20 protein-coding genes are annotated in these 22420 nt (G+C 73.7%); 6 read left to right on the top strand and 14 right to left on the bottom strand.

Annotated elements, in window-relative coordinates; genetic code table 11:
• Positions 1-79: 79 nt before the first annotated feature.
• The 3 genes from Pdca_RS30955 to Pdca_RS30945 are packed head-to-tail and all read right to left on the bottom strand — an operon-like array spanning position 80 to position 3229.
• On the bottom strand, positions 80-1195 hold the full coding sequence (locus Pdca_RS30955) for an XdhC family protein (protein WP_085910454.1): 1116 nt from the start codon (positions 1193-1195) through the stop codon (positions 80-82).
• Positions 1188-2321 (bottom strand): vWA domain-containing protein, encoded by a 1134-nt coding sequence (locus tag Pdca_RS30950; protein WP_174824375.1) that lies wholly within the window; start codon positions 2319-2321, stop codon positions 1188-1190. Before Pdca_RS30950 ends, Pdca_RS30955 begins: the two co-directional genes overlap by 8 nt.
• Positions 2322-2323: 2 nt before the next feature.
• On the bottom strand, positions 2324-3229 hold the full coding sequence (locus Pdca_RS30945; protein WP_085910455.1) for an AAA family ATPase: 906 nt from the start codon (positions 3227-3229) through the stop codon (positions 2324-2326).
• 551 nt (positions 3230-3780) lie between these two features.
• Here Pdca_RS30945 and Pdca_RS30940 point away from each other — a divergent pair.
• Positions 3781-4335, top strand: a complete 555-nt coding sequence (locus tag Pdca_RS30940; RefSeq protein WP_085910456.1) for a LysM peptidoglycan-binding domain-containing protein — start codon at positions 3781-3783, stop codon at positions 4333-4335.
• Positions 4336-4466: 131 nt separating this feature from the next.
• Here Pdca_RS30940 and Pdca_RS30935 read toward each other — a convergent pair whose 3' ends face one another.
• The 3 genes from Pdca_RS30935 to moaC are packed head-to-tail and all read right to left on the bottom strand — an operon-like array spanning position 4467 to position 5865.
• Positions 4467-4895 (bottom strand): molybdenum cofactor biosynthesis protein MoaE, encoded by a 429-nt coding sequence (locus Pdca_RS30935; protein ID WP_085910457.1) that lies wholly within the window; start codon positions 4893-4895, stop codon positions 4467-4469.
• Positions 4895-5371, bottom strand: coding sequence for a MogA/MoaB family molybdenum cofactor biosynthesis protein (locus Pdca_RS30930; protein WP_197719855.1), 477 nt, complete (start codon positions 5369-5371; stop codon positions 4895-4897). The genes Pdca_RS30935 and Pdca_RS30930 overlap by 1 nt, the downstream gene beginning before the upstream one ends.
• Positions 5368-5865: a cyclic pyranopterin monophosphate synthase MoaC gene (gene moaC / locus Pdca_RS30925; RefSeq protein ID WP_085910459.1), complete on the bottom strand. Its 498-nt coding sequence runs from the start codon at positions 5863-5865 to the stop codon at positions 5368-5370. Before moaC ends, Pdca_RS30930 begins: the two co-directional genes overlap by 4 nt.
• 441 nt (positions 5866-6306) lie before the next feature.
• Between moaC and Pdca_RS30920 the strand changes: the two genes are divergently transcribed.
• Entirely contained in the window at positions 6307-6918 is a 612-nt protein-coding gene (locus Pdca_RS30920; protein ID WP_166665869.1) for a LysM peptidoglycan-binding domain-containing protein, read from the top strand.
• A 12-nt stretch (positions 6919-6930) separates the two neighbouring features.
• On the opposite strand, the gene Pdca_RS30915 is transcribed toward Pdca_RS30920, so the two are convergent.
• Together Pdca_RS30915 and Pdca_RS30910 are read right to left on the bottom strand one after the other, a co-directional pair.
• Complete coding sequence (locus Pdca_RS30915) at positions 6931-7533, bottom strand: nucleotidyltransferase family protein (protein WP_125911625.1); 603 nt, start codon at positions 7531-7533, stop codon at positions 6931-6933.
• A 2-nt stretch (positions 7534-7535) separates the two neighbouring features.
• Complete coding sequence (locus Pdca_RS30910; protein ID WP_232021301.1) at positions 7536-7733, bottom strand: hypothetical protein; 198 nt, start codon at positions 7731-7733, stop codon at positions 7536-7538.
• An 84-nt stretch (positions 7734-7817) separates the two neighbouring features.
• Between Pdca_RS30910 and Pdca_RS30905 the strand changes: the two genes are divergently transcribed.
• Positions 7818-10097: a helicase-associated domain-containing protein gene (locus Pdca_RS30905; RefSeq protein ID WP_085910461.1), complete on the top strand. Its 2280-nt coding sequence runs from the start codon at positions 7818-7820 to the stop codon at positions 10095-10097.
• Here Pdca_RS30905 and Pdca_RS30900 read toward each other — a convergent pair whose 3' ends face one another.
• Genes Pdca_RS30900 through Pdca_RS30885 form a run of 4 tightly spaced genes read right to left on the bottom strand, consistent with a single transcriptional unit; the run spans position 10098 to position 16096 of the window.
• Positions 10098-10715: a GTP-binding protein gene (locus Pdca_RS30900; RefSeq protein WP_373865532.1), complete on the bottom strand. Its 618-nt coding sequence runs from the start codon at positions 10713-10715 to the stop codon at positions 10098-10100. It abuts the gene before it with no gap.
• Positions 10696-11364: a DUF742 domain-containing protein gene (locus tag Pdca_RS30895; RefSeq protein WP_085910463.1), complete on the bottom strand. Its 669-nt coding sequence runs from the start codon at positions 11362-11364 to the stop codon at positions 10696-10698. The genes Pdca_RS30900 and Pdca_RS30895 overlap by 20 nt, the downstream gene beginning before the upstream one ends.
• A gap of 53 nt (positions 11365-11417) precedes the next feature.
• Entirely contained in the window at positions 11418-11846 is a 429-nt protein-coding gene (locus tag Pdca_RS30890; RefSeq protein ID WP_085910464.1) for a roadblock/LC7 domain-containing protein, read from the bottom strand.
• Positions 11843-16096 carry a nitrate- and nitrite sensing domain-containing protein gene (locus Pdca_RS30885; protein ID WP_085910465.1) on the bottom strand — a complete coding sequence of 1418 codons (4254 nt, stop codon included), beginning with the start codon at positions 16094-16096 and terminating at the stop codon, positions 11843-11845. The genes Pdca_RS30890 and Pdca_RS30885 overlap by 4 nt, the downstream gene beginning before the upstream one ends.
• A gap of 407 nt (positions 16097-16503) precedes the next feature.
• On the opposite strand from Pdca_RS30885, the gene Pdca_RS30880 reads away from it, so the two are divergent.
• Entirely contained in the window at positions 16504-18165 is a 1662-nt protein-coding gene (locus tag Pdca_RS30880) for a DNA repair helicase XPB (protein WP_085910466.1), read from the top strand.
• Positions 18166-18285: 120 nt separating this feature from the next.
• Positions 18286-18660 (top strand): PspC domain-containing protein, encoded by a 375-nt coding sequence (locus Pdca_RS37865; protein WP_085910467.1) that lies wholly within the window; start codon positions 18286-18288, stop codon positions 18658-18660.
• A gap of 88 nt (positions 18661-18748) precedes the next feature.
• On the opposite strand, the gene Pdca_RS30870 is transcribed toward Pdca_RS37865, so the two are convergent.
• Positions 18749-19369, bottom strand: a complete 621-nt coding sequence (locus tag Pdca_RS30870; RefSeq protein ID WP_085910468.1) for a TIGR03086 family metal-binding protein — start codon at positions 19367-19369, stop codon at positions 18749-18751.
• Between the two features lie 147 nt (positions 19370-19516).
• Between Pdca_RS30870 and Pdca_RS30865 the strand changes: the two genes are divergently transcribed.
• Positions 19517-20593 carry a helix-turn-helix transcriptional regulator gene (locus Pdca_RS30865; protein WP_085910469.1) on the top strand — a complete coding sequence of 359 codons (1077 nt, stop codon included), beginning with the start codon at positions 19517-19519 and terminating at the stop codon, positions 20591-20593.
• Positions 20594-20682: 89 nt separating this feature from the next.
• Here the strand turns inward: Pdca_RS30865 and groL are convergent, their stop codons facing one another.
• Entirely contained in the window at positions 20683-22311 is a 1629-nt protein-coding gene (gene groL / locus Pdca_RS30860) for a chaperonin GroEL (RefSeq protein WP_085910470.1), read from the bottom strand.
• Positions 22312-22420 lie beyond the last annotated feature (109 nt).

Genomic DNA, 22420 nt, shown 5'->3' with positions numbered 1-22420 from the left:
GCTTCGAGCGTACGGCCCACGGTACAGGGAGATCCGCAGGTCGGGGGAGTACAACGCCCTGTCCGAAAGCAGGGGCGGATCAGGACGCGTGGATCGGTCCCTCCCGCTCCGCCAGCGGAATCCCGGCTCCGCCCCAGTGCTGCGCGATCATCTCGGCGGCGATCGACACGGCCGTCTCCTCGGGCGTCCTGGCCCCCAGGTCGAGTCCGATCGGCGACGACATCCGGGCGATCTCGGCGTCGGTGACGCCCCGCTCCTGCAGCCGCTCGATCCGGTCGTCGTGGGTGCGCCGCGAGCCCATCGCCCCGATGTAGCCGACCGCGGGCAGCCGCAGCGCGACCTCCAGCAGCGGCACGTCGAACTTCGGATCGTGGGTGAGCACGCACAGCGCGGTGCGCTGGTCGATCCGTCCCGCGTCGGCCTCCGCCTGCAGGTAGCGGTGCGGCCACTCGACGACGACCTCGTTCGCGCCGGGGAACCGGCTCGCCGTCGCGAACACCGGACGGGCGTCGCAGACGGTCACCCGGAACCCCAGGAACGAGCCCATCCTGGCCACCGCCGCGGCGAAGTCGATCGCGCCGAACACGATCATCCGCGGTGGCGGGGCGAACGACTCGACGAAGACCTGCAGGCCCTCGCCGCGACGCTCGCCGTTGACGCCGTAGGTGAGGGTGGCGTTACGGCCGGAGTCGAGCAGCCCGCGGACGTCGTCCCGGACGGCGTCGTCGATCCGGTCCGAGCCGGTACCGCCCTCGACCCGGTCCGGCCACACGATCAGCCGGGTGCCGAGCCGTTCGACCGGGCCCGCGACGACGGTGGCGACCGCCACCGGCTCCTCGGCCCGGATCGCCTCGCTGATCCGGCCGAGCTGGTCATACGTCTGCGGGGTCACCTTCTCCACGAAGATGTCCAGGATCCCGCCGCAGGTCAGGCCGACCGCGAACGCGTCGTCGTCGGAGACTCCGTAGCGCTGCAGCACCGGCCGGTCCTCGGCGAGCACCTGCTGTCCGAGCTCGTAGACCGCGCCCTCGACGCAGCCGCCGGACACCGATCCGACCGCCTCGCCGCCCGGGCCGACCAGCATCGACGCACCGGGCTGGCGCGGTGCGGAGCGGAAGGTACCGACAACCGTCGCCAGCGCCGCGGGCTCGCCCTTGCGCCACCAGCCTTCCAACTGGTCGATGACGTCACGCATCTCTGACCACCTTCAGCAGTTTCTCGAGCGTGTCCAGGCTGTGCCCGGCCAGTAGATCGTCCAAGTGCGGGAGGGCCGCAACTATTCCGCCCTGGACCGGCGAGTAGCCGTCCTTGCCCGCGTGCGGGTTCACCCAGACCAGCCGATGGGCCAGCCGGGACAGCTGCTCGATCTGCTCGCCGAGCAGCTCGGTCCCGCCCCGCTCCCAGCCGTCGGAGAAGACCACGACGACCGCGCGCCGGGCCGCCCCGCGGCGTCCCCAGCGGTCCACGAACGCCTTGAGCACCTCACCCAGACGGGTCCCGCCCGACCAGTCGGGGATCGCCTTCCCGGCGGCCCCGAGGGCGCGCTCGGGATCGCGCTGGCGCAGCTCGCGGGTGATCCGGGTGAGCCGGGTGCCGAGTGTGAACGCCTCCACCGAGCGCGGTGCGCGGCGCACGAACACGTGGGCGAAGCGCATCAGCGCATCCGCGTAGGGCTCCATCGATCCCGAGACGTCGATCAGCAGGACGACCTTGCGCGGCCGCCGCGACGCGTTCCGGCGCCGGATCGAGGACAGCTCGCCCTGGTTGCGCAGCGCGGTGCGCAGGGTCTGCTGCGGGTCCGGCACGCCCCGGAGCGCGCGGTGTTTGCGGCGGGACGCCCGGGTCGGCGGCTCCGGCCGGAGCAGCGTCATCAGCCGGCGCAGGTGCTCGCGCTCGGCCGGGGAGAGTTCGGCCAGGTCGCGGTTGCGCAGTACCTCGGTGCCGGTGGCGGCGGCCTTGATCTGCGGGCCGTCGTCGGTGTCGTCGTCGCCGGAACCCTCCCGGCCGGGGACGAGCGCTGCCAGCTTCGGCGGGGCCGGTGGGCGCTCGTCGCGGTTGGTCGCGCGGCGCCCCTGGGACGGTTCGAACCAGGCCGGGAACGCCAGGTCGTAACGCAGGACGTCGTCCGGGTCGGCGCACAGCGTCAGCCGACCGGCCCAGTAGGCCTGCTCCCGGTCGGTCACGTCCAGGGTGTCGAGTGCCTCCACGAACGCCGCGACCCGGTCCCCGGTCACCGGGACCCCCGCGGTGCGCAGCACCTCGGTGAAGCCGACCAGCCCGGTGAGCAGGGTGTCGGCGTCGAGCTGTTCGACCGCCGGCACGGTCAGGACGCCAGCAGCGTGTCGAGCTGTTTGTGCACGCGGTCGGCGTCCTCCCGGTACTTGAGCACGGCGCCGAGGGTGCGCGCGGCGGACTCCGGGTCGAGGTGCCGGGCCCCGATGAGCTGCAGGGCGCGCGCCCAGTCGAGGGTCTCCGCGACGCCCGGCGGCTTGATCAGGTCGGAGTTGCGCAGCTTCTGCACCGCACGCGCGACGGCGGCGGCGAGCCGCTCGGGCACCTCCGGCAGCCTGCTGTGCAGGATCTCGATCTCGCGCTCGATCGAGGGGTGCTCCAGCCAGAGGTAGAGGCAGCGGCGCTTGAGCGCGTCGTGCACCTCACGGGTCCGGTTCGAGGTGAGGACGACGATCGGTGGTGTCTGCGCGCGGATCTCACCGAGCTCGGGGATGGTGACGGCGTGCTCGGTGAGCACCTCCAGCAGGAAGGCCTCGAACTCGTCGTCGGCGCGGTCGATCTCGTCGATGAGCAGGACCGAGGGGCTGGTGCGCAGGGCCCGCAGGATGGGGCGGGCGAGCAGGAAGCGCTCGTCGTAGAGGCTGTGTTCGACGGCGTCGGCGTCGAGTGCGCCGCCGGTGCCGGTGGTGGCCTCGAGGGTGCGCAGGTGCAGCAGCTGGCGGGGGAAGTCCCAGTCGTAGAGGGCCTGCGCGGCGTCGATGCCGTCATGGCACTGCAGCCGGATCAGCGGGGCGTCGAGGGTCTGCGCCAGTGCCTGCGCGAGAGCGGTCTTCCCGGTGCCCGGCTCGCCCTCGCAGAACAGCGGCCGGTTCATCTGCATGGCCAGATAGGTCGCCGTCGCGAGCCCGTCGTCGGCCAGGTAGCCGGTCGCGCGCAGTGCGGCGGCGAGCTCGGCCGGTCCGGTCGGGCCGGCACCGGCGGGTGCGGAGTCGTTCACCGAACCAGCATGCCGGACGGGGACTGGGTTGGGCCACAGCAGGCGGCCGCGGGCCCCCGCCACCGGTGGGGGCGGACGACTCCACCCCATCCCCGTACAGACGAACGAGCGGCCCGGAAGGTTCGAGATGCTTCCGATCAGGAACAGTTCATACTCGCGTGATACGTACGTGATGTGACGTCGTTGACCAGCACCTTTAGGGCGGATCTGATAATCACAAGCATGTAACCATGATTTCGCTCACCCTCTCGCTGTTTGACGAATTCTTTCTGTGCATTCACCTTTCTCGGCGGCCGGTCCGACCGGAACGGCCAGCTGAACGAGCCAACATCCGGGCCCGCCGCGCCGAACATCCCCGTCCTGCGGCAGCCCGGTCCGTCGAGGACCAGGAACGGGACGGGGACGACAGCAAGTACTTCCGCGGGCGTCATCGACGTCGCTCCCCGGTCCCGATCGACGCTCCCCCGCGACGAACGGTGGGCACATCTGTGCCCGGGGACCACTTGCGCGGACGTGCGACCTGATCGGGCCGGCGCGGTGGGAGCACAGCAATGTCTCAGGGACCCAAGGGCCGAAGTCTCCTGCGCGTGGCCGTGGCGGGACTTGTCACGGTCGGCGCCACGGCTGCGATCGCCGGGACCGCCAACGCCGCCCCGGACAGCGTCTGGGACCAGCTCGCGCAGTGCGAGAGCGGTGGCAACTGGTCGATCAACACGGGTAACGGGTACTCCGGCGGGCTGCAGTTCGCGCCGAGCACCTGGCGCGCCTTCGGCGGCACCGGTTCGGCGCACAACGCCAGCCGGTCCGAGCAGATCGCGGTCGCCGAGCGGGTGCTCGCCTCGCAGGGCTGGGGAGCCTGGCCCGCCTGCTCCTCGAAGCTGGGCATCCGCGGCCACTCGGCCGACCCGGGCAAGCGTGTGAAGGCGTCGGCCCCGGCCGCGCCCGCCGCTCCGGCGGCGTCCGGCGGCGGCTACACCGTCAAGTCCGGCGACACGCTGGGCCGGATCGCCGCGGCGAACGGCACCTCCGTCTCGCGGCTCGCCTCGCTGAACGGCATCTCGAACGTGAACGTGATCAGTGTGGGGCAGACCCTCAAGCTGGGCTGATCGGTGCTCCCGCCGCCCCGGACCGCCATCCGGGGCCGCGGTACGGGGTAGCGGTGTCCCCAGCGCCGGCCCCGGCGGACGACGGCCCGGGCCCTCCTCCCTGCGCGGAGGGGCCCGGGCCGTTCCGTCGCTCAGGTCGAGTTGACCCACTCGTCGGTGCCGTCGGTGAAGCGCTGGTGCTTCCACACCGGCAGCAGCCGCTTCACCTCGTCCACGAGCTCGGCGCAGGCGGTGAACGCCTGGCCGCGGTGCTCGGCCGCGACCGCGCAGGCCAGCGCGACCTCGCCGATCGCCAGCGGGCCGATCCGGTGGCTGACCGCCAGTGCGCGCACGCCCGGGGTGTTCGCGGCGACCTGCTCGGCCACCTCGGCGACGATCCGGGCCGCGGTGGGATGGGCGCTGTACTCCAGCCCGTGCACCGATCTCCCGCCGTCGTGGTCGCGGACCACCCCGGCGAACGTCACGACCGCGCCGGCCGCCGCGTGCTCGACGAGCCGCGCGTGCTCGTCGACGTCGAGCGGCTCCTCGCCGACCGCGGCGCGCAACACCTGTGCACCCATCAGTGGTCACCTCCGCGCAGCTGGTCGACGGCGTGCTCGAGGACGTGCTCGAGCACCCCGAGACCGTCCTTGACCCCGCCCGGGGAGCCGGGCAGGTTCACGATCAGGGTCCGGCCGGCCACACCGGCCAGGCCACGGGACAGCACGGCGGTCGGGACGACCGCCTCACCGGCCCGCCGGATCGCGTCGGCCAGCCCCGGCACCTCGTGGTCGATGACGGCCCGGGTGGCCTCGGGGGTGGCGTCGGTGGGCGAGATGCCGGTGCCCCCGGTGGTGATCACGACGTCGACGCCGTCGCCGATCGCGGCGCGCAGCGCCCCACCGACCGGCTCGCCGTCCGGGACCACCGCGGGATCGGGTGTCTCGTATCCGCGCTCGCGCAGCCAGGCGGTGATCACCGGCCCGGCTCGGTCGGCGTAGACGCCGGCGGCGGCCCGGTTCGACGCGGTGACGACCCGCGCGCTCCGGCCGCTCACGACCGGTCCTCCGGCCGGGTCCAGTGCCCGGTCTTCCCGCCGTCCTTGCGTTCGACCCGCACCGCGTCCAGCACGGCCGCCGGGTCCACCGCCTTGATCATGTCGTGCAGGGTGAGGCCGGCGACGGCGACCGCGGTGAGGGCTTCCATCTCGACGCCCGTGCGGTCGGTCGTCCGCACCTCGGCCCGGATCTCGACCTGTCCGGCCGCGCCGTCGGTTCCGCTGACCAGGTCCAGGGTGACCCCGCTGATCGCGATCGGATGGCAGAGCGGCACCAGGTCCGGGGTGCGCTTGGCGCCCATGATCCCGGCGATCCGGGCGGTGGCCAGCGCGTCGCCCTTGGGCAGGCCGTCGGACTCCAGCAGGCGGACGACCTCGGCGGTGGTCCGCAGTACCCCGGTGGCGACCGCGGCACGGCGCCCGGGCTGCTTCTCCGAGACGTCCACCATGCGGGCCGCCCCGGCCTCGTCGACGTGGCTGAGCTCGCTACTCACCCGGCCGACCCTACGGTGGCGCCGGACACGCGGCGTGGTCGGCCCGTCCCGCCCGCGGCATGATAAAAAGTGATGTGCATCACGTTTGTTGTTTACAACACACTGTTTCCGTAGGCGTTTCTCAATCGTGATCGGGCATTGCGACCAGCGGAAACCATTCAATCGATCTTGATGTGTCCGGTACGTCCGGAGACACGCCGGGTGTTCGCCGGCTTTCGCGTCGACCTGACGTCACCTACCTTCGATCCCGGCCCGACCGACTCCCCTATGCGGACGGGCCCCGGTGCCGTAGTGCTCCCTGTCCGGCGGCCACCGGTCCCCGAGGTTCGACGTGGGACAGGGCCGACAGTCAGGCGGATCCGGCGGCCACTCCCCGGCCACGGATCCGGCGCCCAACTCCCCGGGCGCTGGTCGGACGGCGCCACGGGGGAGATCCGTGCCATGGCTCGATACCGCGGCAAGCACCGCAAACCCAGCACGACCGGGCGGACGATCGCCCGGACGGCCGTCGCAGGCGCCGTGCTCGGCGCCCCCATGATGGCGATCGTCCCGGCCGCGAACGCGGCGAGCGACGCCACCTGGGACAAGCTCGCCCAGTGCGAGAGCGGTGGTAACTGGTCCATCAACACGGGCAACGGCTACTACGGCGGGCTGCAGTTCAGCCCGAGCACCTGGAAGGCGTTCGGCGGTGGCGAGTACGCCGCGTCCGCGCACCAGGCCACCCGCGCCGAGCAGATCGCCGTCGCCGAGAAGGTGCTGGCCGGGCAGGGCTGGAACGCCTGGCCCTCGTGCTCGAAGAAGACCGGTGCCTCGGGGTCCGCCACCCCGCGCACCGTCGAGCGTGACGCGGGCAGTCAGGCCCCCGAGCGCGTGAAGCTCAGCGCCCCGGCCCCTGCCCCCGCGTCGGGCAGCACCTACACCGTCCGGTCGGGCGACACGCTCGGCAAGATCGCCGCCGCACACGGCGTCGGGCACTGGAAGAACCTGCTGGCCAAGAACCCGCACCTGGGTGCCGGCCAGATGATCCACCCGGGCCAGGTCGTCAACGTCTGACCCGACGAGGCGTCACGCCCCGGCCAGGCGCCGCAGCTGGGCCGGGGTGTCGACGTCGTCGGGGACGGCGACGTCGCCGCACTCGACCAGTTCCAGCGCCGGGTGCCCCGCCAGATAGCTGCGGGCGCCCGCGTCCCCGGTGGACGATCCGGCCACGCCGGACCAGTGGTCCCGGCCGAGCAGCACCGGATGGCCCGGCACGCCGTCGTAGGCGGCCCGGCGCAACGACGAGTGCCCCGCACCGTCGGCGACCCGGCGGATCGCCTCCGGGCCCACCCCGGGCAGATCGACGAGGTGCACCAGCGCGGCGCCGGTCCCGGGCAGGTGGGTCAGCGACCCCAGGCCGCGCCGCAGCGACGCGCCCATCCCCTCGTCCCAGTCCTCGGCGACGACCCCCCCGACGTCGCTGCCCGCGGTGCCGAGGCCGGCCGCGCGCAGCACGTCGGTGACGTCGTCGGCCCGGGCGCCCAGCACGACCGTCACCGGTCCGCAGCCGCCCGCCTGCAGTGCTTTGACCGCGCGGACGGCGAGTGGTTCCCCGTGCAGCCGGACCAGCGCCTTCGGAGTCCCCATGCGACGCCCGGCGCCGCCGGCGAGGAGCAGGCCCGCGACCACGGTCAGCGGTTGATCTCGGTGACCGGGTGCTCGTAGGGCACGGTGTCCACAGGGAACTCGACGTCGCCGAACGGCGACATGTTGCCCTGCACGGTGCCCATGAGCTCGGTGACCGCATGCCCGCCGTCCGGCAGGTGCGGCCAGTTCGGGTCGATCCGGTTGGGGTCGGCGGGCTTGGACGCCATCGGTTCCTCCAGCATCGTGCGGTGTCACCGTCCAGTATCGCCGACGTCCGGTGCCCCTGTCCGCCCCGGTGCGGCGCGCGCCACCCGACTACCCTGGCGGTGGTGCAGACGTCCCTGGTCGAGTGGCTGCGCGGGCAGGACGACGGGTTCCTCGCCGCGTTGCTCCGTGCGCGCCCGGACCTCGCCGTCCCCCCGCCCGGTGATCTCACGGTGCTGGCGACCCGGGCCTCCATCCGGGCGTCGGTGCAGCGTGCCTGTGAGGAGCTCGGCACGGTCGCGCTGACCGTGCTGGAGGCGCTCGTGCTGGCCGGTGCGACCCGCTCCCCGGTCGACGGGACGTCGGCGACGGCCGGTCCGCGCGGCTGGCTGGGCCCGGACGTCGACGGGCCGACCTTCACCGAGGGAGTCGCCCCGCTGCGGGACCGGGCTCTGGTGTGGGGCCCGGACGACGCGCTCTCCGCGGTCCCGGCCGCCGCCGAGGTGATCGGGCCGTTCCCGGCCGGGCTCGGCCGGGAGGTGGCGGGCCCGGCGGCCACCTCCGAACTGGACGCGCTGCTGGCCGACACCACACCCGAGGAACGCAAGGTGATCGAGGTGCTGGCCAAGGGGCCGCCGATCGGCCGCTCGCGCAGTGCCGGCGACGGGTCCGGCGCGGTCGGCGCGCTGGTCGCGCGCGGGCTGCTGCTGCGCCGCGACGCCGACACCGTGGAGCTGCCGCGGCAGGTCGCGCTCGCGCTGCGTGGCGACCGGCCGATGGGCCCGCTCGATCTGTCCCGGCCGGACGTCCCGCTGCGCGAGCGGGATCCGTCCGTGGTGGACGGCACCGGTGCCGGTGCGGCGCTGGAGTTCCTGCGCCGGGTCGATCTGGTGCTGGAGTTCCTGGCGGCCGACGGGCCGGGCGTGCTGCGGTCCGGTGGGTTCGGGGTGCGCGACCTGCGCCGGGCGGCGAAGGAGGCCGGCACCGACGAGGCGACGGCCGCGCTGATCCTGGAGATCCTGCACGGCGCCGACCTGATCGGGGAGAGCGAGTCGAGCACACCGGAGTGGCTCCCGACCCCCACCTCGGACATCTGGGGCAGCGCACCGGAGGAGTCGCGCTGGGCGGTGCTGGCCCGGACCTGGCTGGAGCTGCCCCGGCTGCCCGGCCTGGTCGGCCGCCGGGACGACGCCGACAAGCCGATCACCGCGCTCTCCGACGGGCCACGCAGGCCGCCGGCGCCGCGCGACCGGCGCCGGATCCTGCAGTCGCTCGCCGACCTGCCCGCGGGCACCTCGGTGGGTTCTGCACCGGACCTGGCCCGGATCCTGGCCTGGGCGGCGCCGCGGCGCGGTGGCCGGCTGCGCGACGAGCTGGTCGGCTGGACGGTCGCCGAGGCGACCACCATCGGCGTCGTGGCGCTCGACGCGCTGACCACCGCCGGACGGGTGCTGCTCGATCCGGCGACCCGGGAGGCCCGCAACCCGACCGCGGTGGCGGCCGCGCTGCACACGGCACTGCCCGCCCCGATCGAGGAGATCCTGCTGCAGGCCGACCTGACCGCGGTCGCGCCCGGCCGGCTGTCCGCCGACCTGGCGCACGAGCTGTCGTCGCTGGCCGAGGTCGAGTCGGCGGGCGGGGCCACCGTGTACCGGTTCACCGAGCGGAGCCTGCGTCGCGCGCTCGACACCGGCCGGACCGCTGAGGACGTGAAGGACGTCCTCGAGCGGCGGTCCCGGACGCCGGTCCCGCAGACCCTCACCTACCTGGTCGACGACGTCGCCCGGCGGCACGGCCGGCTGCGCGGTGCCGCCGTGGCCTGCTTCCTGCGTTCCGACGACGAGGTGCTGCTCTCCGAGGTGCTGGCCAAGGAGGGCACCGCGGAGCTGGGACTGCGCCGGATCGCGCCGACCGTGCTGGTCAGCTCGCTGCCGCTGGCCGAGGTGCTGGACGGGCTGCGGGCGGCCGGGTTCAGCCCGGCCGCGGAGGACGCCGGCGGCGCGGTGCTCGATCTGGCCGTCCGGGGCAGGCGGGCGGAGTCGCGGCGGCGCGGAGCGGCCCCGCGTACCGGGGCCGTCGGGAGCGACGGCACCGCCGACCGGACCGACGAGCTGGTGGAGCGGCTGCGGGCGGGGGACGCGCTCGCCGGGGTGCGGGACAGCGTCGTGGGCCGCCGGGAGGCCACCGGATCCACCGGGAACCTGGCGTCGTTGCAGGCGGCGGTGCGTGAGGGCCGGACCGTCTGGATCGGGTTCGTCGACAGCCACGGCGTCGCGGGCGATCGGGTACTCGCCCCCACCTCGGTGGGCGGGGGCGTGGTCGAGGGCCGCGACGCGCTCGACGGTGAGCTGCGCCGGATCCAGCTGCACCGGATCACGTCGATCGCGCCGGTGGAGCGTTAGTCAGCGGGCGCCGGCGGTCATCCGCTGGTGCATGGCGTGCTGGACCAGCGCGATCAGGGTCTCCTTGGTCGACTGCCGGTGCCGGGCGTCGCACACCACCATCGGGACCGCCGGATCGATCGACATCGCCTCCCGGACGTCCTCCAGCTCGTGCTGCAGGTGCCCGTCGAAGATGTTCACCCCGATCACGTAGGGCAGGTTGCGGTCCTCGAAGAAGTCGATCGCGGCGAACGAGTCGGCGAGCCGCCGGGTGTCCACCAGCACGACGGCGCCGATCGCGCCGCGGACCAGGTCGTCCCACATGAACCAGAAGCGCTGCTGGCCGGGCGTGCCGAACAGGTAGAGCACCAGGTCGGAGTCCAGCGAGACACGGCCGAAGTCCATCGCGACGGTCGTCGACCGCTTGTTGGGGGTGGCCGAGAGGTCGTCGTGCGACGCACTCGCCTCGGTCATCACCGCCTCGGTGGTCAGCGGCATGATCTCCGAGACCGATCCGACGAACGTGGTCTTGCCGACGCCGAACCCACCTGCCACGACGATCTTGGCCGACATCGTCGCGGCACGCGCGACGGGCCTGGGCGGCTGTGGCGGCTGTGGCCTAGAGCCGACGGAGTCCACTCAACACCCTTTCCATCAGCGCGAGGTCCGGCACGTTGCCGGGGGTGCTCGCGGTCTGGTGAACGGTCACCGTGCCGCTCGAGGCCATGTCCCCGAGCAGCACCCGGGCCACGCCCAGCGGAAGCGAGAGCAGCGCCGCGACCTCGGCGACCGAGCGGGTCTGCTCGGCCAGCAGGTCGGCGACGGTGCGGTGCTCCATCGGTAGCCGTTCGAGCTGGCTGCGGGCCCGGCTGCTGACCGAGACGAGGGTCTCGACGGCCAGCTCGTAACCCGATTTCGTGCGGCCACGGGTCCACGCGTAGGGCCGCACGAACGAGGCCCCACCGGCAGCGGGCGGGGGCGGCGTCGCCGCCGCGGGTCCCGGACCCGGGTACGAGGTGGCCGGGTCGCCGCGACTCGCGTCCCGCTCACCCGGGGTGGGCGGCAGCCCGTAGGCCGCCGACCCGCGGATCGGCTCGCCGATCGGCCCGGTCATCTCGGCGGGCGACGGCGGTGGCTCCTGCGCGGAGCCCTCCTCCGGCGCCTCGTCGTCGGCCCGGCCCCAACCCCATCGCCGCTTCCTGGGCTTGCGCTTGGAGTCCAGGCTGAACCCGTTCATGACGTCGGCGAACGTGGGCTCGGGCCCCTGCCCACCCGGGTCCTGTGTCATCGGATCTCACCTACCCTGGCCGATCCTGCTGCGATGGGGGTCATGACGTGTTCTCAGGGTCCGAAGGAGCCCTGCAGCTCCGCGCGGAGCTCCGGGGTGAGGAGCTGGCCGACCCGGTCGACCAGCAGCGTCATCTCGTAGCCGACCAGGCCGATGTCGCAGCTCGGCGACGCGAGCACCGCCAGGCAGGAACCGTCGCTGATGGACATCAGCAGCACGATCCCGCGGTCCATCTCGACCACGGTCTGCACCACACCGCCCGCGTCGAAGCAGCGGGCCGCACCCTGGGTCAGGCTGATCAGGCCGGATGCGACGGCTGCCAGCTGGTCGGCGCGGTCGCGGGGGAGCCGGTCCGACGCGGTGAGCAGCAGCCCGTCGGCCGACACCACGATCGCGTGCGCGACCCCGGGGACACGCTCTGCGAAGTTGGTGACCAACCAGCCGAAACGGCTCTGGCTGGGCTGTGCCTGCGGTGCCCTCACTGGTTCTCCTCAGGGTCGGACTGGTTCGTTCGGTCACCGGACGGCTCGGGGGTGCCGTCGGTCGTGGTACGTGAGGCGTACTGCCTGCTGGAAGCGCTCTCCCGGCCCTGGCGTACACCCTGCTGGTAGCTCGCCAGCCGGCCGCGCACGCTCTCCGCGTTGCGCGACTCGCCTGCCGGAGCGGGGCTGAGCACGGTGGATCCTGCCGCACTGCCGGGGAGCAACCGCGCGCGCGGTCGCCGCTTGGGCAGGCCGGCCGAGGTGGTCTCGTCCGCATCGTCGGTCCCGGTCTCCTCGCCGGCGACCTCGCGGGCCTGCCGCCAGGCGTCGTCGGCGGGGGAGGAGAAACCGCCTCCCGTACCGGGCTGCCCGGACGGCGCATCGGGCTGCACGGCCGGGCCGTCGGCCTGGGCGGGCGAGCCGTCCTGCCAGCGGACCGGCACCGAGCGGTTCGAACGGAACCACGCCGAGGCGATGTCGTCGAAGATCGGCGTGGTCTGGCTCATGTCGAAGCCGTTCTGCGACCGGGCCGCTTCCAACGCTCCCGGGCGACGCAGCTGGCCGCGGTCGCCCTCGACCGGCACCTTCGGCGCGAACAGCTCGTCCTGGGTCGGCCCCGGACGTCCGGCGGGGGGCCCGCCGTCGACCGGGCCGCGCGCGGTGACCTGCCGCTTGGGCAGCGGGGCACCGTTCGGGGCGTGCGTGGGCGGGCCGTCCGGGCGCTGCGCGGGGCCGCCCCGTCCGGGGCCCGGCGAGGGCCGGCGGGTGGGCAGTGCCGCACCGGGCATCACCGGTCGCGGCGACGGGCCGGGCCGGACGCCGTTCGGGCGGGTTCCGGGCGGGCCACCCATCGGCTCCCGGCCCGAGGGCCGGACCGTGGGGATCGAGGTGGTCGCGGTCGAGGCGTCGTCGGGCGCCTCGGGACCGGCCTCGGGCCCTGCATCCGGCCTGCTGCCCGGCCTGATGTCCGGCGCCGTGCCGGGCACGGCAGCAGCACCAGCAGCACCAGCAGCAGCGGCCGGGGCGTTCTGACCCTCGGCCTCGCCCTCGGCGTCCGGGCCGGGCGTGGCTGCCGTCGGCTGCCCGGTCCCGGCGGGCGCGTCGGCGGTACCGGCGGCGACGGCGTCGCTCCTGGTGTCGCCCCCGGTGCCGTACGCCGTGTCGTCTGCCGTGTCGTCTGCGGCGGCGCCTGCTGTGTCGGCTGTGGTGTCGCTGTCGTCCCGGCTGTCCGCGGACCGGTCGGAGTCGGCGACGGTCGCCTCGTCCGCGTCGGCGGTGTCCCCGCGCGTCTCGGCGGCCTCGAGTGTGGTCTCCGCCGCGGCCCCGGTACCGGCGACAGCCGCTGCGGGAGTCTCCTCGCCGTCGCGGGCTGTGTCGTGGGCTCCGGCGTCCTGGCCGCTGCCGTTGGGATCGCTGCCGTTGGGATCGCTGCTGTTGAGACCGCTGCCGGGGAGATCGCCGTCATGGACGTCGCCGTCGTGGCTGTCGCTGCCGTCGCGGTCACCGTCGGCCGCGGCGGGCGGCGGGCCGTCACCGGTGGCGGCGTCCATGACGACGGTGTCGTCGAGGTCGCGCTCACCGGAGCGGGCCGCGGCCGCAGCCGCGAACGCACCACCGAGTCCGAGGGCGGCCGCGGGGCCCACGCCGGAGCGCTCCGGCGTGTCCTGGTCCTCGGGGGTGGTCGCGTCGGACTCGGCCCCGGCGGGGTCCTCGTCCGGGCCGGGCTCGTCGTCGTCACCGGTGGAGACCGGCGGCGTGCCGGGCCGGTCCGGCCCGGGGCCCTGCGGCGGGAGGCCGCCGCCGGCCGGGGTGTCGCCGGTGCCGGTGGCCGATCCGCCGGTGGCCGTGTCGTCGATGGGGGTGAAGACGTCGGCCGGGGTGCGCCCCTCGGTCGCCGGTGCCTCCGGGGACGGCGCGAACGCCTGCAGCCCGGTCGGGGCGGCCCCGTTCGGCGCGATCTCCGTCCCGTTCACCGCATCACCGGCGGCTTCCGGGGCGTTCTTGCGCAGTGACGAACCCGGCCGCCGGGTCGGCAGTGCCGCGGCGGAGCCGTTGCGGGACCCGCCGGTGACGGTGCTGCCGGCCTCGAACGTCGGGGTCAGCGGCCCGTCGGAGCCGGCGACCATCGACGGCAGCGACCCACCGCGGCCTGCGCCGTTGACCGCGACCCGGCGGTCGCCGGCCTCCGGCGCCGGGCGCGGGGTGGCGGGCTCCGGCGGCTCCGGGGCGGGCGGGAGCTGTGCCTGCGGGGGCTGCTGGACCGGCGCCGGGAAGGCGGCGGGGCCACCGTCGCGGCGCGGCTCGGGCAGCTGTGCCGAGGGCACGAGATTCGTCGGGACGGTCACCGAGGCGCTCAGCCCGCCGGATCCACCCCCGATGGCCGCCGATGCCAGCCGGACACCGATCCGGTGCCGCGCGGCGAGCCGGCCGACCACGAACAGCCCCATCCGGCGCGACGCCGAGACGTCGACCTCGGCCGGGCCGGAGAGCCGCTGGTTCGCGTCGGACAGCTCGGCGTCGAGCATGCCGACACCGCGGTCGGAGATCTCGATCAGCAGCGACTCGTCGGCGGTCCGGGTCGTGCTCATGACGACCTGGGAGTCCGGCGGGGAGAAGTTCGTCGCGTTGTCCAGCAGCTCGGCCAGCAGGTGCACGAGGTCGTTCGCGGCGCGACCGGCGATCGTGGCGTTCGGCGGGGTCTGGACGACGACCCGCTGGTACTGCTCGACCTCGGACACCGCGGCCCGCAGCACGTCCACCACCTGCACCGGCGCCACGTTCCGCTTGGCGAGATCGGTGCCGGCGAGCACCAGCAGGTTCTCGCTGTTGCGTCGCATACGGGTCGCGAGGTGGTCGAGCTGGAACAGGTTGGACAGCTGGTCCGGGTCCTGCTCGTTGCTCTCCAGCTGCTCGATCAGCTGCAGCTGGCGCTCGACGAGCGCCTGCGAGCGCCGGGACAGGTTGACGAACATGCTGTTGACGTTCTGTTGCAGCGCGACCTGGTCGGCCGCCAGGCGGATCGCCTGGCCGTGCACCGCGTCGAACGCCCTGGCGACCTCGCCGATCTCGTCCCGGCTGTCCAGCGGCACCGGCTCCACCAGCGCGTTCGGCGCCTGGCCGGAGCGCATACCCTCGACCGCGGCCGGGAGCTTGCGCTCCGCGACGTCCAGCGCCGAGGTACGGAGCAGCCGCAGCGAGCGGACCATCTGCCTGCCCAGCAGCAGGATGATGCCGCCGGTGAGCAGCAGGGTCAGCATCAGCAGCACCGAGTTGAGGCCCGCGGTGTTGCCCGCCTGCTCCGCGGCGGCGTTCCGCTGGCCGACGAACGCCTGTTCCGCGGCCTGCGTCGACTCGTCGACCGCCTGCGTCGAACGGTCCACCGCGGCGTTCCACGCGGCCGCGTCGACCTGCGGCGCCTGACCGGCGGGAGTGGCGAGGACCTGGTCGCGCAGCGCGGTCCGCTCGGTGTCGGCCGGTCCGGCGGCGAAGTCGCCGAACGCGCCGGCCTGGTCCTGGGGCAGCGCGAGCGCGACGTCACCGGCGGCGGTCCGGAAGGCGGCCTCGGCGGAGTTCATCAGGGCCCGCTGGGCCTCGTCGAGCTGTCCGGACGCGAGCGCGCCGTTCACGACCGTGCGCTCCAGCTGGAGCGACTCGCGGGCGGTCGCACCGGCGGCGATCGCGGTGGTCAGACCGGCCGTGTCGGCGGTCTGCAGACGGCCGACCAGTGCCCGGTCCAGCGCGAGTGTGCGCTGCACGATCGAGGTGTAGCGGGTGGTCACGTCGGCAGCGGGGGTCGGGCCGTCCGCGACCTGCGAGCGGATCACCGGGAGCTGGCCCAGCGTCGTCTCGGCCTGCCGGCGGGCGGTGGCCAGCTGCGGCTCCTGCTCCTCCGCGGCGTCGAGCTGCGCGGTGGTCTCCCGCAGTGCCTCGTCGGTCGTGGCCTGCGCGCCGTCGATCTGCGCGCGGTCCCCGAGCCGGTTCCCGGCGACGAAGGTGGCGGCCACGTCCCGTTCCGCCTGCAACGCCCCGGTGAGCGTGTCGATCTGCCGGTGGACGTCCACCAGGCCACTCCCGCGGCCGAGCTCCTCGGCGACGTTGGCCTGGTCGACGACCCGGATCGCACCGATGCTCAGCGCGAGCACCGTCGGAACCAGGCCCACGACCACCAGCTTGGTGACCAGGCTCCAGTTCCGGGGGTCGAGTCGCTCCGAGAGGGTGCTCGGGCGTTCCGTGTTGGTCACGGTGGTCACGGCGAGGTCTCCCTGTCGGTCTCCGGTCCGGGCACGGGCATGGGCGCTCCCGGGTGGTCCCGGCGGTCGGCGGGCGGCCGGGGCGGCCGTGTGGCGTCGCGGAGGGGGAGCATCAGCGGGTCCGGTGCGCCTTTCGGGTCACGACGGACCCTCCCGACCGTCTCCGCGCCGACACGGATGCGGCGGTTGCCGCGCTCCGGGGGAACCGGGCGGATATGATCGTGCAGGGTCTCGTCTGTGCAGGACGGACGGCTCAGGAGTCTAGCCCCCATGACGGGGTGGTCCCGAGCGGCGTAGCGGCCCTCACCGTCCGATCACGTGACGTGACGCACGTCGACCGCTCGTCTCCGCTCGTCGCCCGGCGGTCTTGCACTGCTCCGATTTCCGACGTCGAAGGGATCCGTTCCGTGACCGACGGTCCACTGATCGTGCAATCCGACAAGACCCTTCTGCTCGAGGTCGACCACCCGGACTCGGCGGAGGCGCGGGCGGCGATCGCCCCGTTCGCCGAGCTGGAGCGGGCCCCGGAGCACGTGCACACCTACCGGGTCACCCCGCTCGCGCTGTGGAACGCGCGTGCCGCCGGTCACGATGCGGAGCAGGTCGTCGACGCGCTCGTCCGGTGGGCCCGCTACCCGGTGCCCCAGCCGCTGCTGGTCGACGTGGTCGACACGATGGGCCGCTACGGGCGGCTGCAGCTGTCCAACCACCCCACCCAGGGGCTGGTGCTGACGGCGCTGGACCGCGCGGTGCTGGAGGAGATCCTCCGGCAGAAGAAGATCAGCCCGATGCTGGGCACCCGGGTCGACGACGACACCGTCGTGGTCCACCCCTCCGAGCGGGGCAGGCTCAAGCAGGCGCTGCTCAAGGTCGGCTGGCCCGCGGAGGACCTGGCCGGCTACGTCGACGGTGAGGCGCACCCGATCGACCTGGTGCAGGACGACTGGACGCTGCGCGACTACCAGCAGCAGGCGGTGGACGGGTTCTGGGACGGCGGCTCGGGTGTGGTCGTGCTGCCCTGCGGCGCGGGCAAGACCCTGGTCGGTGCGGCCGCGATGGCCCGCGCCGGGGCGACCACGCTGATCCTGGTCACCAACACGGTCGCCGGGCGGCAGTGGAAGCGGGAGCTGGTGGCCAGGACGTCGCTCACCGAGGACGAGATCGGTGAGTACTCCGGGGAGCGCAAGGAGATCCGCCCGGTCACGATCGCCACGTACCAGGTCGTCACGCGCAAGACCAAGGGCGAGTACCGGCACCTGGAGCTGTTCGACTCCCGGGACTGGGGTCTGGTCGTCTACGACGAGGTGCACCTGCTGCCGGCCCCGGTGTTCCGGATGACGGCGGACCTGCAGTCCCGTCGCCGGCTCGGGCTCACCGCGACGCTGGTCCGGGAGGACGGCCGCGAGGGCGACGTGTTCTCGCTGATCGGCCCGAAGCGCTACGACGCGCCGTGGCGGGACATCGAGGCGCAGGGCTGGATCGCCCCGGCCGAGTGCATCGAGGTGCGGGTCACGCTGACCGACGCCGAGCGGATGACCTATGCGACGGCCGACTCGGAGGAGCGGTACCGGTCGGCGGCGACGGCGCGCACCAAGCTGAACGTCGTCCAGGCGATCCTGGACCGGCACCGCGGCGAGCCGACCCTGGTCATCGGCGCCTACCTCGAGCAGCTCGAGGAGCTGGGCGAGAAGCTGGACGCGCCGATCGTGCAGGGCTCGACCCGCAACCGGGAGCGGGAGCGGCTGTTCGACCAGTTCCGCAACGGCGAGATCGACCGGCTGGTCGTCTCCAAGGTCGCGAACTTCTCCATCGACCTGCCGGAGGCGACGGTCGCGGTGCAGGTCAGCGGCACCTTCGGGTCCCGCCAGGAGGAGGCGCAGCGGCTCGGTCGGCTGCTGCGTCCCAAGGGCGACGGCCGGCAGGCGCACTTCTACTCGGTCGTCTCCCGGGACACCGTGGACACCGACTACGCGGCGCACCGGCAGCGGTTCCTGGCCGAGCAGGGCTACGCCTACCGGATCGTGGACGCCGACGACCTGCTCGGTCCGGCGCTCCCGGACGCCGGCTGACCGGCACACCGACCCGGGGCGAGCGGGTCCGGCGTCCCTGAGCCCGGGGGTTCGGGGTCCGGGTCGGTCTCCGGGTCGATCCGGAGTCCGCGGGGCCGGGCGCCGGGCAATCTCTGATGCATGGACACCACCGCGCAGAACACCACAACGCAGAACACCACAACGCAGAACACCGCAGGCAGCACCTCCGATCCGGCCGCCGGCCCCGAGCCCACCACCGGCCCCGATGCCGGTACGGCAACCGGTACGACCCCGCCCCGCACGGACGGCGCCGCGGGCACCGCGACCCCCGGCGTCGGCGAGCGGCTGGCCTCGTTCCGGCTGCGCCGCAGCGCCACCGACAAGATGCTCGCCGGGGTCTGTGGCGGGCTGGCCGCGGACCTGGGAGCCGACCCGGCCCTGCTCCGGATCCTCTTCCTGGTGGCGACCCTGGCCACCGGCGGCGCCGCGGCGCTGATCTACCTGGCCATCTGGCTGATCGCGCCGGTCGGGTGAGGCCGGTGCCGCCGGGCGCCGGACGGGAGACCGGTCGGCTCGGCGACGACGACTCGACGGGCCGGCGGACCGCCCGTCGGCCCGGTCGTCACCGGCGGCGGCGACCCGACCAGTTGGCGAGGCGCTCGGTCGGACCGGCGCCGGGCGCCGGATCGACCACCGCCGCGAAGGGAACCGGTCCGCCGCGCGGCTCGGCCGGGAGCAGGACTCGTGCCGCGGCGAGCGCCGCGGCCGCGAGGTCCGGGTCGGCCTCCGGGTTCTGCCCGGTCGCGACGGCGAGGTCCCAGCCGTGCACCAGCGTCTCGTTGAGGAAGGCCCACAGCGCGACGCGAACGGGAACCTCGCCGAACGCGAGCCGGACGGTCCGATCGAGCGGGACCTCCCCGCCCGGTGCCGACCAGGCGGCGCGGAGCGCGGCGGCCTCGGCCACGTAGGCGGTGGCCGGATCGGGCAGGACGTCTTCGCTGACCAGCGGTGCGGCCATCGGGTCGGTGCCGGCGGCGATCGCCGCCGGACGGCGCACCGTGGTCACCAGGTGCGCGAGCAGTGTGCGGGTGTCGAACCCGTGGCACGGTGTCGGATCGGCCATCCGGTCGTGCGGAACCGCGCCGGCCAGCGCGGCGACCCAGTCCAGGGCCCGGAAGTAGAGCGGCCGCGGGTCCCCGGCCGGGATCTCGGGAGCGATGGTGGACGTCGTCTCGTTCGTCATGACGACGACCCTGTCGCCGAATCACGACATCTCCTGTCAGGTATGGCCACGCCGTCCGATGTCTCTGCCGGATGTCGCTGCCGGATGTCGCTGCCGGATTGTCTCCGCCGGATGTCTCTGCCGGGCCTCTCTGGAACGCTCGGAGCCGTGCGCGCGGATCGACTGCTCTCGCTGGTGCTGCTGCTGCGGTACCGGGGCCGGATGACCGCTGCCGACCTGGCCGCCGAGCTGGAGGTGTCGGAGCGGACCGTGCTGCGCGACGTCGAGGCCCTGTCCGTCGCCGGCATCCCGGTCTACGCCGAGCGTGGCCGCTACGGAGGTTTCGCCCTGCTGCCGGGCTTCTCCATCGATCTCACCGGCCTCACCCCTGGCGAGGCGGTGGCTCTACTGACCTCGGGATCGTCCGCGACATCCGGTGCGCTCGGCCTGCACAGCGAATTCTCGTCGGCCATCCGGAAAGTGGTGGCGGCCATGCCGGACCGGGCGCGTGCCGAGGCCGTCGGTGCGGCGGAACGGGTGCTGGTCCGGCAGGGCGGGCTGCTGCGCGATCCGGCGGATCCCGGTCCCGTCCCGGTCCTGACCGCCGTCCAGCAGGCGGTGTTCGGTGGTACCCGGCTACGGATGCGCTACCGGCCCGGCGGCCCGGCCGGTACGGACGGCCCAGCCGGCGCGGGCCGGGGTGGGGCGACCGAGCGTGTCGTCGACCCGATCGGACTCGTCCAGGCGTCCGGGCGCTGGTATCTGCTGGCGCTGCGCGACGGCGTGGATCGCACCTACCGGGTGTCCCGGATCGAGGCGGCCGAGCCGCTGGACGAACCGGCGCACCGCCCCGACGGCGTCGATCTGGAGGAGCTGTGGCTGCGCAGGAGGGCCGACTTCCGGAGCCGGCACCCGGGAGTGCGGGTCCGGTTGCGGCTGCCAGTCGCGCGGCGTGAACGGCTGGAGCCGATGACCGTCGAGTCGGAGTGCGCGTCCGGCGACGTCCTGGAGGTCACAGCGGCGTTCGGGGATCTGCGGCACGCCGCTGCGTCGATCTGGTCGCTGGTCCCGGAGATCGAGGTGCTGGAGCCCGCCGAGCTGCGCGCCGCGTTGCACGCACGGGCTGTCGCGGCAGCTGCGGCGCTCGCCCCTGCGGCGGCCACGACACCTCGCACCGGCCTGTGCCCGGAGCCGGGTGCCGGGCCGGGCACGGAGCTCGCGGGCCCGCGTCCGTCCGCGCACTGAGGCACATCGCGGTCCGCACACGCCGCGAGGGCGGCACCGGTGAACCGGTACCGCCCTCGCGGATGGTGCAGTGCTGGGTGGGGCCTGGATCAGAAGTCCATGCCGCCCATGCCGCCGGTCGGGTCGGCGGGGGCGCCGCCGCCCTTCTCCGGCTTGTCGGCGATGACCGCCTCGGTGGTCAGGAACAGCGCCGCGATCGAGGCTGCGTTCTGCAGCGCCGAGCGGGTGACCTTGGCCGGGTCGATGATTCCGGCCTTGACCAGGTCCTTGTACTCGCCGGTGGCGGCGTCGAGGCCCTCACCGGTCGGCAGGTTGCGGACCTTCTCCGCCACGACGCCGCCCTCGAGGCCGGCGTTGATGGCGATCTGCTTGAGCGGAGCCTCCAGCGCGACCTTGACGATGTTCGCGCCGGTGGCCTCGTCACCGTCCAGGCCGAGGCCCTCGAACAGGCCGGCACCGGCCTGGATCAGGGCGACGCCGCCGCCGGCGACGATGCCCTCCTCGACGGCCGCCTTGGCGTTGCGGACGGCGTCCTCGATGCGGTGCTTGCGCTCCTTGAGCTCGACCTCGGTGGCCGCGCCCGCCTTGATGACAGCGACGCCACCGGCCAGCTTCGCGAGGCGCTCCTGGAGCTTCTCGCGGTCGTAGTCGGAGTCGGTGCGGTCGATCTCGGCGCGGATCTGGGCGACCCGGCCGGCGATCTGGTCGGCGTCACCGGCGCCGTCGACGATGGTGGTCTCGTCCTTGGTCACCACGACCTTGCGGGCGGTGCCCAGCAGCGACAGGTCGGCGGTGTCGAGCTTGAGGCCGACCTTCTCCGAGATGACCTCGCCACCGGTGAGGATGGCCATGTCGGCCAGCATCGCCTCGCGGCGGTCACCGAAGCCCGGCGCCTTGACGGCCACGGACTTGAAGGTGCCACGGATCTTGTTGACGACCAGGGTGGCCAGGGCCTCGCCCTCGACGTCCTCGGAGATGATCGCCAGCGGCTTGCCCGACTGCATGACCTTCTCCAGCAGCGGGAGCAGGTCCTTGACCGTCGAGATCTTGGACGAGACGAGCAGGACGTAGGGGTCCTCGAGCTCGACCTCCATCCGCTCGGCGTCGGTCACGAAGTAGGGCGAGATGTAGCCCTTGTCGAAGCGCATGCCCTCGGTGAGCTCGAGCTCGAGCCCGAAGGTCTGCGACTCCTCGACCGTGATGACGCCTTCCTTGCCGACCTTGTCCATCGCCTCGGCGATGAGCTCGCCGATCTGCTTGTCGGCGGCGGAGATCGACGCGGTGGCCGCGATCTGCTCCTTGGTCTCGACCTCCTTGGCGCTCTTCAGCAGCGCCTGGGAGACGGCCTCGGTGGCCTTCTCGATGCCGCGCTTGAGCGACATCGGGTTCGCGCCGGCGGCCACGTTGCGCAGGCCCTCACGGACCAGCGCCTGGGCCAGCACGGTGGCGGTGGTGGTGCCGTCACCGGCGATGTCGTCGGTCTTCTTGGCGACCTCCTTCACCAGCTCGGCGCCGATCTTCTCCCAGGAGTCCTCGAGCTCGATCTCCTTGGCGATCGACACACCATCGTTGGTGATGGTCGGCGCGCCCCACTTCTTCTCCAGGACGACGTTGCGGCCCTTCGGGCCCAGCGTCACCTTGACGGCGTCGGCGAGGGTGTTCATGCCCCGCTCGAGGCCCCGACGGGCCTCCTCGTCGAACGCGATCTGCTTCGCCATGGGGGTGTTGCCCTCCGATAGAGGTGAGTCGAGTGATCGGGTGCGGTGCCCGCGACGGACGGCCGGCTACCCTGCGCCGGCCTCACCGACCCGACCTGGCACTCCACGG

The organism is Pseudonocardia autotrophica (genome assembly GCF_003945385.1).
In the GTDB taxonomy this organism is placed as follows: Bacteria; Actinomycetota; Actinomycetes; order Mycobacteriales; family Pseudonocardiaceae; genus Pseudonocardia; species Pseudonocardia autotrophica.
This window is presented reverse-complemented; position numbering and strand designations above follow the sequence as displayed.